The sequence below is a fragment of the Cellulomonas algicola genome, from assembly GCF_003851725.1.
Lineage (GTDB): Bacteria > Actinomycetota > Actinomycetes > Actinomycetales > Cellulomonadaceae > Cellulomonas > Cellulomonas algicola.
This window is the reverse complement of the sequence record NZ_BHYL01000250.1, coordinates 1-14859: the sequence shown is the minus strand read 5'-3', so window position 1 is coordinate 14859 and position 14859 is coordinate 1. Positions and strand designations below refer to the sequence as shown.

General features: G+C 74.2%; 8 protein-coding genes and 1 pseudogene. 2 read left to right on the top strand and 7 right to left on the bottom strand.

The features are described from left to right. The 7 genes and pseudogenes from CTKZ_RS21660 to CTKZ_RS15230 all read right to left on the bottom strand — a co-directional run. A pseudogene (locus CTKZ_RS21660) lies at nucleotides 1-253 on the bottom strand (hypothetical protein); the annotation flags it as partial. A gap of 14 nt (nucleotides 254-267) precedes the next feature. Then, nucleotides 268-1005: a response regulator transcription factor gene (locus CTKZ_RS15255; protein WP_200829769.1), complete on the bottom strand. Its 738-nt coding sequence runs from the start codon at nucleotides 1003-1005 to the stop codon at nucleotides 268-270. After that, nucleotides 1002-1286, bottom strand: a complete 285-nt coding sequence (locus CTKZ_RS15250) for a DUF4190 domain-containing protein (RefSeq protein WP_124343742.1) — start codon at nucleotides 1284-1286, stop codon at nucleotides 1002-1004. The genes CTKZ_RS15255 and CTKZ_RS15250 overlap by 4 nt, the downstream gene beginning before the upstream one ends. Next, on the bottom strand, nucleotides 1283-1849 hold the full coding sequence (locus tag CTKZ_RS15245; RefSeq protein ID WP_124343741.1) for a DUF3060 domain-containing protein: 567 nt from the start codon (nucleotides 1847-1849) through the stop codon (nucleotides 1283-1285). The genes CTKZ_RS15250 and CTKZ_RS15245 overlap by 4 nt, the downstream gene beginning before the upstream one ends. Further along, the gene (locus CTKZ_RS15240) at nucleotides 1846-3027 is read right to left on the bottom strand and encodes an OmpA family protein (protein ID WP_124343740.1); all 1182 of its coding nucleotides are present in this window, start codon (nucleotides 3025-3027) and stop codon (nucleotides 1846-1848) included. Before CTKZ_RS15240 ends, CTKZ_RS15245 begins: the two co-directional genes overlap by 4 nt. 163 nt (nucleotides 3028-3190) lie before the next feature. After that, nucleotides 3191-6841, bottom strand: coding sequence for a family 43 glycosylhydrolase (locus CTKZ_RS15235; RefSeq protein WP_124343739.1), 3651 nt, complete (start codon nucleotides 6839-6841; stop codon nucleotides 3191-3193). Nucleotides 6842-6843: 2 nt separating this feature from the next. Then, on the bottom strand, nucleotides 6844-13044 hold the full coding sequence (locus CTKZ_RS15230; RefSeq protein WP_235843507.1) for an Ig-like domain-containing protein: 6201 nt from the start codon (nucleotides 13042-13044) through the stop codon (nucleotides 6844-6846). 267 nt (nucleotides 13045-13311) lie between these two features. Here CTKZ_RS15230 and CTKZ_RS15225 point away from each other — a divergent pair, with 267 nt between their 5' ends. Together CTKZ_RS15225 and CTKZ_RS15220 are read left to right on the top strand one after the other, a co-directional pair. Beyond that, nucleotides 13312-14124 carry a siderophore-interacting protein gene (locus CTKZ_RS15225; protein WP_124343737.1) on the top strand — a complete coding sequence of 271 codons (813 nt, stop codon included), beginning with the start codon at nucleotides 13312-13314 and terminating at the stop codon, nucleotides 14122-14124. 171 nt (nucleotides 14125-14295) lie between these two features. Further along, a partial coding sequence (locus tag CTKZ_RS15220; RefSeq protein ID WP_200829768.1) for a hypothetical protein occupies nucleotides 14296-14859 on the top strand: 564 nt, incomplete at its 3' end.

Genomic DNA, 14859 nt, shown 5'->3' with positions numbered 1-14859 from the left:
CCTCGCGCTCGGCCCGTCGGCCCGCGAGCTCGGCGCTCGCCACCGCGGCGTCCGCGCGGCGGACGCGGCCTGCACGGACCCACGCGGCGACCACGACGGCGGCGGCGGTCGCGCCGCCCACCACGAGCACCAGCGGCAGGAGCCGCACGGTCACGCGCAGCGAGGCGCCCGGCAGGGTCAGCGCCGTCACGACGGCGACCGCGAGCGTGACGACGGCGACCGCACCCGCCGCGACGAGAGCCCGGCGCGGCACGCCACCCCTCCGGCTCATGCGCGGCCCCCACGACGGACCTCGCCGCAGAACCGGTAGCCGCCCGCGGGCACCGTCTCGACGAACCGCGGGTCGGCGGGGTCGTCGTCGAGGACGCGCCGGATCTCCGCGACGCGGTGGTCGACCGCGCGCGTCGTCACCATCGACTCGAAGCCCCACAGCGTCGACAGCAGCCGCTCGCGCGTGAGCAGCTCGCCCGGGTGCGTCATGAGGTAGTCCAGGAGCAGCGACGCCTTGGGGGTCAGCGCGACCGTACGGCCGTCGAGCGTCGCCCGCCGCGCGGCGCGGTCCACGCGCAGGCCGCCGCTCACGAGCACGTCGGACGCGGTGAGCGACGGCACGCCCGGCACCGCACGACGCAGCACGGCGCGCACGCGCGCCAGCAGCTCCAGCGGGTCGAACGGCTTGTTGAGGTAGTCGTCGGCGCCCTCCTCGAGCGCCGCGGAACGCTCGTACGACTCGCCCACCTGCGTCAGCAGCACGACCGGCGTCCAGTCGCCGTCCGCACGCAGGCGGCGCACGAGCGCGCGGCCGTCGAGACGTGGCATGAGGACGTCGCACACCAGGATGTCCGCGGGGGTGCGGGCGTGGGTCGCGAGCGCCGCCTCGCCGTCCGCGGCGGTCGACACGCGGACGCCCGACCGCTCGAGGAACGGCGCGAGGCCGTCGAGGATCGCCTGCTCGTCGTCGACGAGGAGCACGTGCGGCGCCACCGTCCCGTCCGTCCCGGTCACGCCCGCACGCCCCACCACACCGAGCCCGCGACCACGAGCAGCACGACGACGACCAGCGCGAGCGTCGTGTACCCGAGCACCAGCCCGGCGACCGCGAGCCCGGAGCCGCGCTCACCCGTCTGCCGGATCCGGCGCAGCGCCAGGTGCCCGAGCACGACGGGCAGGAGCCCGAACCCGCACAGCGCGAGCACGAGGGACGCGACGGCGAGCCCGCTGGTCCGCGGGACGGGTGGCAGGGACCAGCCGGGCGCGACCGGCCCGGGCGGCAGCGGTGCCGTCATGACGCACCGTCCGAGCCGTCGAGCCCGACCGTCCCGACGGGCCCGTAGACGTTGGCCGCGCCGCGGTCGTCCACGCGGGGGGTGCCGTCCTCCCACGCGACGCGCACGTCGGCCGCGTCGATCTCGACCGACCCGACGTGCGCGACGACGACGCGCACGGCCGCGCCCTGCACGACGAGCCGCTCGACGTCGCCCGCGACGACGGTCGTGTCCGTCCCGGCGACGGTCAGCGTCGCGCAGTCGTCGTCGACCGCGACGGCCGACACCGCGGTGGACAGGACCAGGTCGCCGCCGCCGCACGTGACGTGCTGCGTCGCGGCCGCGAGGAGGCCCGCGCGTTCGAGCGGGGTCGCGACGTCGTCGTCCGCCGGCACCGTGTCCCCCGACCCGCTCGGGGTGGTGGGCGGGGTCCGGCCCTCCGGCGCGGACGGGCCGTCGCCGTCGGCGGCCGACCTGGGGGCGTCGGCCCGGACGATCTCCGCCGAGCACCCCGCGAGCGCTCCGCCGAGCACCGCGGCGAGGACCACGGCGGTGCGTACGGACGGCCGGATGCGGCCGGTCACGACGGCACCACGATCTCGACGCGGCGGTTGAGCTGCCGGCCTGCGGGGTTGTCGGCACCGTCGACCTCGTCGGGCGCGACCGGGCGCGACTCCCCGTACCCGACGGTGTCCAGGGAACCGGTCACGCCGCGCTCGGCGAGCGCCGCCGCGACGGCGTCCGCGCGGCGCTCGGACAGCGCCTGGTTGAAGTCGTCCGAGGACACGGAGTCGGTGTGCCCCTCGACGCCCGCGGCCGGGACGTCGGCGAGCACCGTCGCGACCGCGTCGAGCGTGGCCCGCGCGTCGGCCCGCAGCTCGTGGCTGCCGAAGTCGAACAGGACGGCCGCGTCGAGCACGATGCGCGTGCCGCACGACGGAGCCGGTGCGAGGACGCCCATCGACGGGAACGTCCCGAGCCGCGGCACGGGCGCGAGCTCGGGCACCTGCACGGGCACTCCGTTGACGACGCCCGTGCCGTCGCCGTGGTTGGTGATCGACACCCCCGGCCCCTCGTACGCGCCCGAGCCGTCGCCGTAGTTCTGGATCGTCACGGTGCCGTCGTCGTAGACGCCCGAGCCGTCGCCGTAGTTCGTGATGGTCCGCCCGCCGCGCGACCACGTCCCGGACCCGTCGCCGTACAGCGTGACGCTGGTCGTCCCGTCGTCGTACGTGCCTGAGCCGTCGCCGTAGCTCGTGACGGTCGTGGTGCCGTCCGCGTAGGTCCCGGACCCGTCGCCGTAGACCGTGACCTCGGTGCCGTTCAGGCTGTACGTGCCCGAGCCGTCGCCGTAGTTCGTCACCGTGCCGTCGGGACCGGTGAGCGTCCCGGACCCGTCGCCGTACGCGAGCAGGACGCCGAGGGACGTGCCCTGCGCGTCGCACCGCTGGGGCTCGACGCGCACGCCCGCGAGGTCGCCGACGGCGTCGTCGACCTGGATCGCGAACCCGGAGAGGGACGCGTCGAGCATCGACAGGTCGGGCAGCACGAACAGCGGCACGGGCGGGATCTCGCCGACGTCGTACCCCGCCGCAACGGCGAGCGTCGGGCTCGGCGACGCGGTCCGGGGCGGGCGCGGGTCACGGGTCGCGGGGTCGGACGCGTCGGGTGTCCCGGGTGCCGCGCACGCCGTGAGCGTCACGGCGACGAGGGCGCAGAACGCGCCTGACGTGCGACGACGGGTGGTTCGCAGGGGGTGCATACGGACAAAGTACGTGGACCCGACACGTCCGCCGGTCGCGCGTGCGTCGCAACCGTGTCGCAGTCCTGCGACAGGCCCAGCCGGTTCACCCGGACGGGTGCGCGCGAGGACGAGGGGTGGCCGGCCCCCCTCGGCCGGCCACCCCTCGTCGGTCACGGGCGGGTCAGGACCACGGCCAGCGCCAGCCGCCGCCCGACCAGGGCCAGTCCCAGCCCGTCTTCGGCGGGAGGACCGGGCCGACGGGGTCGGAGGTGGCCGACACCGAGACCAGCCCGGTGCCGAAGCCCGTGACCTTGACGGTGACCGACGTCCCCTCCAGGGCTGCGGGCACCTGGAGGCGGTCACCCGTGACGCCGTCGAGGCGGACCCCGTCGGCGAACCACGTGTACGCGAGGCGGACCCCCTGCGGCTGCCAGCCCTTCGTCGACACCGTGAGCGTGTCGCCGACGCGCGCCTTGCCCTTCAGCGCGACCGACCCCGGCACGACCGCGGCGGCGGGCGAGCAGTCGGGGGCGTCGGCGCGGAAGGCCCACGACACCGCCTGCGGACCGGCCGGGAAGGCGTACCCGTCACGCGGGACCGCGCTGAGCGTGACGACCTCACCGAGCGCGACCGTGATCGACCCGGTCACGGCGGAGCCGTCGACGCGGTACTCGACGCCCTCGACCGTCGGCACGGCGACGGACCCGTCACCGGGCTCGCCGTCGGTGCAGACCGGGCCCGTGTAGACCGGTGCGGTCGGCGTGACGACGACGTCCTCGACCGGGCAGTCGGGGGCGACGTACTGGTGCTCCCACTCGGTGGTCGCGCCGTCAGCCAGGGTGTAGCCGTCGGCGGCGCGGGCGGTGACGACGACCGACGCGTCGGCCGCGACCTCGACCGTGCCGGTCACGTCGGTGCCGTCGATCGCGTAGACCACGCCCTCGGTCGACGGGATCACGACGCGCGCCTTCTCGGGGACGCCGTCGGTGCAGACCTCGGCGGGCGTGAACGTCGGCGCGGCCGGCATCACCACCCCGGCAGCCTCGGCGGCCCCGACCTGCCACTCGTGGATCCCGACGGACCCCTGCCCGGCGGCGGCGCCCCAGGACTGGGCGACGATCCGCAGCGCGCGGGTCGTGACGGCGTCGAAGCCCACCGGGACGAAGCCCGTCGACGTGCGGGCGTAGTCGCCCGAGGTCAGTGCCACGTCGTGCCACGTCGTCCCGTCCTCGTCGAGGTACTGCAGCACCCACGACCTCGGCGCGATCAGCCCCTCGTTCTGCGCGTCCGGGACGTTCTGGTACCACCAGACTCCTGCGCGGTCGACGGTCACGTCGAAGTCCCACGTGAGCTGCGCCCACTGCTCGCCGACGCGGTCCCACGTGCCCCACGACGCGCCGTACTTCGACGCGTCGTCCTCGCCCCAGGCGGTGGTGCCGTCGTTCATGCCGGCGACGTTCTCCCACCCGGAGGTGAAGGACGCCGAGGCGGTGGCGTACGGGGCGACGTTGCCGGTGAGCGACGCGCCGTCGCCGAGCGGGATGCTGACCGTGGCCGTGGCGGTGTTGCCGGCGCGGTCGCGGGCGCGGACGACGAGCTCGTGCGGGAGCATGTCGGGCGCCTCGACCACCGCACCGGCGTCGGACGCGACCCACTCGCCCGCGCCGTCGAACCGGTACTCGACCGCGGCCACGCCGGACAGGGTGTCGGTCGCGCCGACGGTCACCGCGCGCGTGGCCTCGTCGAGCGCGGCCGACACCGTCGGTGCGCCCGTGTCGACCTTCACGGCCCGGCTGACCTCGGCAGACGTGTTCCCCGCCGCGTCGGTGGCCCGGCCGCTGACGACCGTCTCGCCCTGCGCGGTGACAGGGACGTCGACGTGCCGGGCGTCGGCCGTCGGGGTCCACGCGCCGTCGCCGACGCGCGTCTCGATGGTCGTGAGGTACGACGTGTCGTCGTCGGCGGCGACCCGGACGGTGACGGGCGACGAGAACCACCCGTCCTCGCCGGACGTGCCGGACGCGGAGACCGAGACGGCCGGTGCCGTCGTGTCGTCCTCGCCCGGGTCGACGGTCCCACCCACGTGCACGGTGGCGACGACGTACCCGCCCTTCTGCCCGAGCGCGCGGCCCTCGACGGTGAACGTCCCCTCGGCGGCGTGGTCCGCCGGGTCGACGGGCCGCCAGTTCACGGGCACCCACGCCGAGTCGTCCCCGTACGACGCCCGCACGGCGGCGGGCAGCACCGGCGCGGTGCCGACGGGCGTCGCGACCTCGACCTCGGGCAGCGCGTCCGCGGCGACCGCGTACACCTCCCACTCCGAGACGGACACGGAGTGCACGTACGGTCCCTCGTCGAGCCCGCGGAACGTCGCACGCAGCGCGGTCGTCGAGACGGTGTCGAACGTGACGGTGTGCCAGGTGTCGGTCGCCGTCGGGTAGGTCGCGCCGGTGACCGGCTGCCACGCGCCCGCGTCGTCGAGGTACTCCACGACCCAGGAGGACGGCTGCCGGATCCAGTTGCCGTCACGGTGGAACTCGATGCCCACCGACCCGGTCCGCACGGGCGCGTCCCACGTGTACTGCACCCAGTCGGACGGGTGCGACGACGTCGTGCCGCGGTAGTTGCCCCACTGGTCGGGCGGCAGCAGCGCGGTGGTCCGGCGGAAGCCGTCGTTGACCGCGCCGAGCCGCATGGGCGGCTGCTCGGTGAACGACGCCGAGGCCGTGGCCGCGAGCGCGACGTTGTCGGTCAGCCGGAAGTCGGGGTCGTCGGCGAGCGTCTGCTGGACGGGCAGGATCCGGTCACCGTCCCACGTCACCTCGTCGATCGCGACGGACCGGCGGAAGTGCCCACCGCCCACCGCGTCCTTGGTGTGGTACGTGATCCACCAGCGACCCTCGTGCTCGACGATCGACGGGTGCACGGTCGTCGCGGACGTGCCGCCGAGGATGATCCCCTGGTAGGTCCACGGGCCGAGCGCCGACGGCGCGGTCGCGTAGGCGATGCACGCCTGGTAGTTCGACGGAGTGCACTCGGAACCGCCCTGCTTCCAGTCGTACGCCATGTAGTAGGTGCCCTCGCGCTCGAACACCCACGGCGCCTCGAAGAACCCGGTGAGCCCGGGGATCGTCTGGATCGACCCGGCCAGCGCGGTCATCGACGGGTCGAGCTGCACGACCCGCGCGACCGACCAGGACCCCCAGTACAGGTAGACCGAGCCGTCGATGTCGGTGAAGACGTGCGGGTCGATGACCTCCTGCCCGGTGGTCGACGAGCCGAACACGTCGGTCCAGGTCAGCAGGGGTGCGCCGACCGCGTCGGTCCACGGCCCGACGGGCGAGTCGGAGACCGCGACGCCGATCGCCATGCGGTTCGGCACGGCGGTGCTCTCCCACTGCACGGGCGCGTACCAGTAGAAGCGGCCGTCGGCGCCGGTCGTGACCTGCCCGGCGAAGGCCGCCTCACCCGTCGCCCACGAGAAGACCTCGTCAGGGTCCAGGTTGTCGGCGTAGAGGTCCCAGTCCCCCGACGTCGGGTCGTCGGTCGCGAAGACCTGGTAGTCGTGCATCGCGAAGCCGCCCTGCTGCTCGGCGGCCTCGTCGTGCCCGGCGTAGACGTAGAGCGTCCCGTCGACCGACAACGGGGCCGCGTCGGCGGAGTAGGACGTCCCGTCTCCGAGGATCGGGTTGCCCTCGGTGTGGAAGGACCGCGTCGGGGCGGGCGGGTCCGCCGCGACGGCGGCCGACGGCCAGGCCGCCACCGCCGTCGCGACGAGGGCCCCGGCCAGCGCGGCGGCGACGGACCTGCGTGTCGTCTGGTGCGTGGTCATGGTCAACGTCCCACCTTGATGCCGTCGGAGGTGCGCGTGGTCGGGGTGTAGCCGTCCTTGGTGCCGGTCACCTCGACGGTGAGGACGGCGCCGCGGTCGGCGGTGCGCACGAGGTACACGGGCGCGGTCGCGCCCTTGACGGCCTTGCCGTCGACGAACCACTGGTACGACAGGTGCACCGGGAACGGCCCCCACACCCCGTGCAGCGCGGTCACGACGGACAGCGGCCGGGCCGCCCCCGCGATCCGCACGTCGCGGGCCGTGAGCGTGCCGGGCTGCACCGTGGTCGGCGGCGACGAGGCCCACGTCGACGGTTCGTGCCCGGCCGCGCTGCCGCGGACCTCGACCGTCAGGACCGTGCCGGCCGCCGACGCGGGCACCTTCCAGCTGCTCGACGTCGCGCCCTTGACGACGGTCCCGTCGAGCAGCCAGCGGTACTCGAGCCTCACGCCGTCCGCCCAGGCCGACGTCTGCGCCCGCACGGTGCCGCCGACGACGGCGGTCCCCGCGATCGCGACGGTCCCGGCCTGGACGGTGGGCTTCACGACCGCCGCGGTGGGTTCCGAGGTGACCGACGTGCTCTCCCAGCCCTCCAGGTACCCGGTGACCTCGACGGTGACCGTCTTGCCGAGGTCCTTCCGGGTCGGCGTGTACTCGGCCCCGGTGGCGCCAGGGACGGCCTTGCCGCCGACCGACCACTGGGAGGCGAGCTCGACGCCCTCAGGACCCCAGCCGGCGGTCTGCACGAGCAGCACCTGCCCGACCGTGGGCACCCCGACGACCTCGACGGTCCCGGCGGTGACGACGGCCTCGCCCGGCCCGGCGACCACCGTGAGCGCCGCCTCGACGACCGCGTCCCCGGCTGCGGCCCGCACCGTGTACGCACCGCCCGCCAGCTCCCGCGGGAGCGGCGCCGTGCGCAGCACCCCCGCGCCCTGGGCGTCGGTGGTGAGCGTGCCGAGCGCGACGCCGCCTGGCTCGACGGTCACGGCGTAGGCGGTGCCCGGCGTCCCCCCGCTCAGCGTCACGTCGAAGGCGTCCCCGGCGGTGACCGGGTCCGTCGGGGCGGTGAGGACCGTCGCCGCGACGGGTGCGCTCAGGACCTCCCACTCGACGATGCCCACCCAGCCGGTCGGCGGCTTGGTCAGCGTCGCGCGCAGCGCCGTCGTCGTGACGGGGGCGTGCGTGACGGTGTCGAGCTGGCCGACGGTCGTCGTGTACGGCGACGCGTCCGGGACCGGCGCCCACGTCACGCCGTCGTCCAGCAGGTACTCGATCGTCCACGACGCGGGGGCACGCATGCCGCCGCCGTCGTCGAAGAACAGCAGCCGGCTGGTGTCCGTCGTGACCGGCGCGGGCCAGTCGAGACGTGCCCACTGCGTGTCGCCCGCGATGTTCCACGTGCCCCAGGCGGACGCCTGCGACGTGACGGGGTGGGTCGCGACGCCGTCGGTGATGCCGGCGGCGCGGTTCCACGTGGTCGTGGCGGAGACGCTCACGGCCGCGTTGGGTGCGATGTTGACGGGCGCGTCCGGGTCGGGCGCGGGCACCGCCAGCGAACCGACGGCCGAGACGTTGCCCGCGCGGTCGGTCGACCGGTACTCGACGGTCGCCGCCGTGGCGATCGTCGCGCCCGTGCCGTACGCCGTCCACGCACCGCCGTCGACGCGGTACTCGACCGACGCCACGCCCGAGCCGGTCTCGGTCGTCGCCAGGGTGAGGCGGCGCCGGGACTCGTCGAAGGACGCGGTGACGACGGGTGCGGTGCCGTCGATGTCGACCGCCGCGGACTGGACCGGCGACACGAGCCCGCCGGAGTCCGTGGCCCGGCCGCGGACGGTGTGCCGACCGTCGCCGCTGACCGTGACCGGTCCGGTCACGGCGGTCCACGCACCCCCGTCGACCTGCGCCTCGACCGTCGGCGACGGGTCGGAGTCGTCGGTCGCGGAGACCGTCACGTCGACCGGGCCGGTGAACCAGCCGGACGCCGGACGCTCCGGGTCGGTGGTGAGCGTGACCACGGGTGCCTGCGGGGCGCCCGACGTCACGGTGACGACGGCCGTCGGCCGCTTGTCCGTGCCGGGGACGGTGCCCTCGATGGTGAACTCCCCGGCCGCGGCATACGACGACGGGTCGACCGCGTCCCACGTGACCGGCAGCGACGCCTCGGAGCCGTCGTTGTACGTCGCGACGACGCGAGCCGGCAGCACCGGGGCGGTCCCGGCGACCGTGGTCACCGCGGCGGGCTCGAAGGTGTTGATCTGCACGGCGTCGGTCGGCCGGACGAAGACCGTCGCACGGGCCAGCTTCGCGGTGCCCGCGACGAAGCCGGGGACCGTGAACTCGCCCTGCGCGGCGTACGCGTCGGCGGGGACGTCCTGCCAGACGACCGCCCGTTCGACGCGGGAGCCGTCGGCGAAGGCGACCTCCACGGCGGGCGGCAGCACCGGCGCGACGCCGACGAGCGTCCGGACGGACACGTCCTCGACCGCGACGGGCTCCTCCGCGAGCGCCTGCCACTCGATGATGCCGGGGTACGAGGACCCGTTGCGGACGAGCGTCGCGCGCAGCGACGTGGTCGTCACCGACCCGTGCGTGACGGCGTTGAACGACCCGTCCTCGGTCGGGTAGCCGCTCGGGTCCGGCACCGGCTGCCACGTCCCGTCGCCCGCGAGGTACTCGAGCGACCACGACGACGGCGGCAGGACGCCGCCCGGGTCGCGGTTGGAGTGGAACAGGATCCGCGACTCGTCGACCCGCACGGGCTCGGGCCACGTCAGCCGGGCCCAGTACGTGTTGCCCGCACCGGCGGCGGTGCCCCACGTGCCCCACGCGTCGGACTCGGCGGCGACCGGGTAGGACGCGAGGCCGTCGTTGATCGCGGCGACGCGGTTCCAGCCGGTGACGGCCGACGCGGACGCGGTGGCGTCGGGCGCGACGTTCGTCTTGGCGGTGCCGCTGACCTCGGCGTCGACCGTGACGTCGCGGCTCGTCGAGAGCTCGCCGTCGGACGCCGTGAGCCGCAGGACGTACCGGCCGGTCGTGTCGAGCTGCACGACGGTCGTGGCCTGCGCGGGCGACGCGACGACGGCCTGCGCACCCTCGGGCGCGCTCACGACCGTCCATGCCGACGTGAGCGTGCCGGACGGCTGCGCGTCGTCGGACACCGTCCCGACCAGGCGGACCTGGGCGGGCTGGTCGAACGTCGGGTCCTGGTAGACCGTGACCTTCGGCGCGGCGTTGGTCGACGGCGGGGCCTCGACGCCCGTCGCGAAGGCCTGGACCTCCTTGACGCCGGTGCGGAAGCCCGCGGCGTGCTGGACGGTCACGCGCAGCGCGTCAGCCTGCACCTCGGGGAACTGCACGCGGTTGAGGTTGGCCGTCGAGTAGACGGGCGACCGCGCCTGCCCCGGGACGGGGTGCCAGCCGGTGGCGTCGTGGTACTGCACCGTGAACAGCTCGGGCGCCGCGTAGCCCTGCACCGTGGCGCTGGACGACGAGCGGTAGAAGTAGACGCGGACGTCGTCGACGGCCTGCGTGCCGTCGAGCGCGACCTCGATCGAGTCCGACGCGTTCGGCGATCCCACCGTCCCCCAGAACGGCTCGTTGACGGTGGTCCCGTCGACGGCCCCCTCGGGTGCGCGGCCCGTGGCCGAGAACGACGCGGTGACCGGGCGGCCCGCGGCGAGGTTCGACGAGCCCGTCGACTCCGTCGCGATGTCGGTGCCCGCCTTGGCGAACACGTCGACCACGCGGTCGCCGTCGGCGAAGCGCACGTCGGAGGCCGTCGCGAGGTCGGCGGCGTTCGCGGTCACGACGGCCGCGTCGCCCTCGAGCACCTCGACGGACCCGGTGGCCGGGTCGTAGACGACGTGCGACAGGTCGTCGACCGTGAACGCGAGCGCGCCGTCGAGGAACACGGAGTACCCCGCGGGCACGTCGTCGCCGTAGTGGTCGCCCGTCTCGTCCCACGTGACCGTGAGGTCGCGGTCGTGGTACCGGACGTTGTTCGCGGTGAACCACGGCCAGTCGATGTCGATCGGGTCGAGCTCGATCTTGCCGTCGGCGCGGCTGCGCAGGCCCATCGCGTCCTCGATGACGGTGAAGTTCGTCGCGCCGAGGATCGTGTGGTGGATCCAGGACCGGTAGCCGATCGAGCCGCCGTCGGCCGCGGAGCCGTTCGCCCAGAACTCGTTCTGGTTCGGCAGCCGGTTGTCGCCGCCCTGGTAGTGCGCGAAGGCGTTCCAGTAGAGGAGCTGCTTGTACATCTCCGGCGTCACGTAGTCCGTCGGGTAGTCGCGCAGCACCGAGGAGAACATGCGGAACAGCACCGTCGAGTTGATGACGGAGAAGTTGTTCGACCCCTCCTCGGGCGAGTCCGCCTTGTCGACCTGGTTCGCCGTGAAGAACGGGAAGACCGGGTACTGGTCGGCGTCGGCGAACAGGCGCAGCGCCTCGGTGTACGGCTGGTCGTCGTCCGGGTCACCGGGCTTCGGCATGAGGCCGACGGTGAACGGGTAGTAGTTGTTGATCTCCTTGTACGGGTTGAGCGTCCCGTCCTGCGTCATGCGGTGCTTGAGCAGGTTCCCGTACAGGCCGACCTTGTCGGGCGTCGTCTGCGCCGGCTCCCACAGGTGCTCGAGGACCGCGGCCTTGACGCGCCCGGCGAGCGCCTCCATGTGGTCGGCCTTCTCGGTCTGCCCCGCGACGCGGAAGAACTCCGCCGCGGCCTTCGCGTTCGAGTAGAGGTACGCGCTCTCGGTGCGGTCCATGTTCGCGCCGTGCCCGGGCCAGTGGAACGACACCGCGTCGGCGTCGTTGCCCGTCATCGCACCCCACGAGTACTCGATGAGGTCGTTCCCGTTGCCGTCGTACGCGTCCAGCAGGCCCTCGACGTCGTCCATCGAGTGCTGCCCGAGCGTCGAGCCGATCGCGCCCGGTCCGCCGTGCAGCTCGTACGCCCGCCACGCGGCCTCGGTGATGTACTGCGTGTACGAGTTGGACCAGTTGGCGGGGTCGCCGGGGTTGTCGACGAACTTCCCGCGCTTCGACGTCTCGCCGACCGCGAGCGCCGGCCCGTACGCGTACGTCGGGTCGCGGAAGTACTTGAGGTCGTCGACGAACATCCCGACCGTCAGCACGATCGCGTTGTTGTAGCCGAGCACGCCCTCCATCGACGTCGGGAACTGGTAGTCGTTCCCCGGGATGTCCGCGTCGAGGTAGTTGAACCGCATGAGCCACCAGCGGTAGAGCAACGTCTTGTCGATGTCGTCCGACGGTGTGTCGAGATAGGGGATGTTGAGAGCCCACCACCGGTTGTAGGCGGTGACGTGCGTCGTGAACGCCTCGGCCGGGCTCGCGGCGCGGTAGGCGGCGTACTCGGCGGCCGACTCGGGGCGCTCGTCGGTGAGCATCCCGAGCTGCAGCTTCGTGGTGGCCGAGCCGCCGGCCGGGACGGCGAGGTCGCGGACCAGCGCGGCGGCGCCCGGATCGGCGGTGAACCCGTCGCCCGACAGGCGCGGCGTGATCGTCGTGAGGTTGTTGAACGCCCGCACGGTCCCGACGAGCTCGTCGCCCTCGACCGTGCCCGCCTGCGGCGAGGTGGCGGAGAGGCGGATGGTCCGTGCGGCGCCCGAGGTGTCGGTGACGGCCACGTTCGCGACCATGACGTCCTGGTCGGTGATGAACTTCGTCTGCGTAAGCCGCAGCCCGCCGCCCGTGAACACCGACTGGAAGTACGACGGGGTCTGCCGCCGCTGCGACGCCTGCTCGGTCAGGGTGACCGCCGCGCCGTCGGCCTGGACGGTGAACGTGAACGCCCCGCCGCCGCCGATGGACTCCCAGTAGGCGACGTCGCCGTCCCACCCGAGCCGCGCCGGCTGGTGCGTCTTCATGAACACGGCCCGCCCGCGCGTGAACGCGACGAGGTTCTCGGTGCCGTCGAACGCCGGGCCCGTGCGCGCGAGGGTGCGGTCGACCCAGAAGTCGTTCCCCGGCGCGCTGCCTGCGCCCGCGGCCACGTCGGCGTCGAACACGCGCTGCAGGTAGGGCGACGGCGCGTAGTCGACGCCGGTCGGGGGGACGGGGGTGTCGGAGCCGCGGAACGTCGGGTAGCCGAGGCTGCTCTGCGGGGTCTCGTCGCCGGGGACGGCCGCGGCGGCGACGGGGATCAGCCCGACGGCGACGACGGCGAGTGCGGTCAAGGAGGGAACCACGGCACGCCTGCGTGCCACGCGGGAAGATCTCACGTCCGAAACGCCTCTCTACGTTGAGAATGCGAGGTTGCTGGCGAGCGTGACATGGCACGCCATCGGGCCGCAATGGGTTTCGGTGTTTTCGGGATTTTCGGTGGCGGCGATGCAGATGAGGCCGCCGGCGACGGTCTGGGCGGACGTTGAGACGGCTCTTGGCGCGCCGGTGAGGCATGGCTAAGTTAGGCGAGCCTCAGTCACCCAGCCCCGGAGCTCACCGTGCCCCAGATCGCCGTCACCCACGCCCCGAGCGGCCTCGTGCACGCGTCCGTCGTGCGCGCCGAGCGCGTCACGCCGCACATGGTCCGCGTGACCCTGGGCGGCGAGGACCTGCGCCGGTTCGAGTACCGCGGCTTCGACCAGTGGGTCCGGCTCGCCGTCCCCGTGCGCGACGACACCCGGTTCGACAACATGTCCGACCGGTTCGACACCCGCGCCTACCTGCGCTTCCTCACGCTGCCGAAGGCCACCCGGCCGGTGATCCGCAGCTACACGATCCGCGACCACCGCCCCGACGGACCCGACGGCACGCCCGAGGTCGACATCGACTTCGTGTGCCACGGGCCCGTCGGCGTCGGCGGCCCGTGGGCCGAGGCCGTGCAGCCCGGCGTCGACGTCGCGTTCATCGACCAGGGCTGCGGGTGGGTGCACGTGCCCGCCGACCGCGTCCTGCTCGTCGCCGACGAGAGCGGCCTGCCCGCGATCGCCGGCATCCTGCGCGACCTCCCGCGCGACACCGTCGGCGACGCGTTCGTCGAGCTCATCGACGCCGCCGACGCCCAGCCCGTCGACGCCCCCGACGGCGTGACCGTCCACTGGCTCCCCCGGACCGGCGGCGAGCCGGTCGGCGACCTCGCCCTCGCCGCGCTGCGCGCGCTCCCGTGGCCCGACGGCACCGTCGCCGCCTTCGCCGTCGGCGAGTCCCGGCTCGCGACCGGCACCCGCCGGTTCCTCGTCAACGAGCGCGGCGTCCCCAAGACGCACGTCACGTTCTGCGGCTACTGGAAGGCCGGCACGCGCGTCCCGTCCTGAGCCCGCTCCCGGTCGGGACGCGGGTCGCCCGCCTCGCGACGCCGCCCCGGACGCGACCGGGCGCGGCGCCCGCCCGGTCGTCGACGCCCGTCGGATCACCGTTCACCTGACGGGGGGACGTGAGATCGGGTTCGGCCGTCCGGCGTCCCGCCCGCTGCTAGCGTCGCGCAAATGCTGTCGAAGCGGACACTGCTGCCTGCGCTCGTCGCGGGCTTCCTCTCCCTCGCCCTCTGGCTGGGGGCTGCCGTGGTGCACGCGCTGCTCGTGCGTGCGGGGGTGCCCGCCGGGGTCGTCGGCTTCGTCGCACCGGCCACGTCCGGCGTCTCGCTGGTGCAGTACGGCGTCCTCGAGCCGTGGCACGTGGCCGCCGCCGTCGCGCTGGTGGTCGCGGTGGCCGCGATCGCGCTCCCCGGTGCCGGCGCCGCGCGCACCGGCTTCGCCCCCCGCGCGCTCGCCGTCTGGTTCGCGGCGGCCGTCGGCGGCGTCGTCGCGGTCCTCACGTCGTCGGTCATGATCCTGTCCCCGGTGCTCCAGCACGAGGGCCTCGTCCCGACGCTCCGCGTCGCGATGCTCGACCCGGTCCGGGTCGGCGCCGCCTGGGGCGCGACCTCCGGCTGGGTCGTCGGGCTCGCGACCGTCGCGCTCGCGCGGCGGCTCGAGCGGGCGACCGGTGACGCGGCGCACGAGCCCACCCCCACGCGGGCGTCCGGGGCGCTGCGCGCCGCGGTCGTCGTC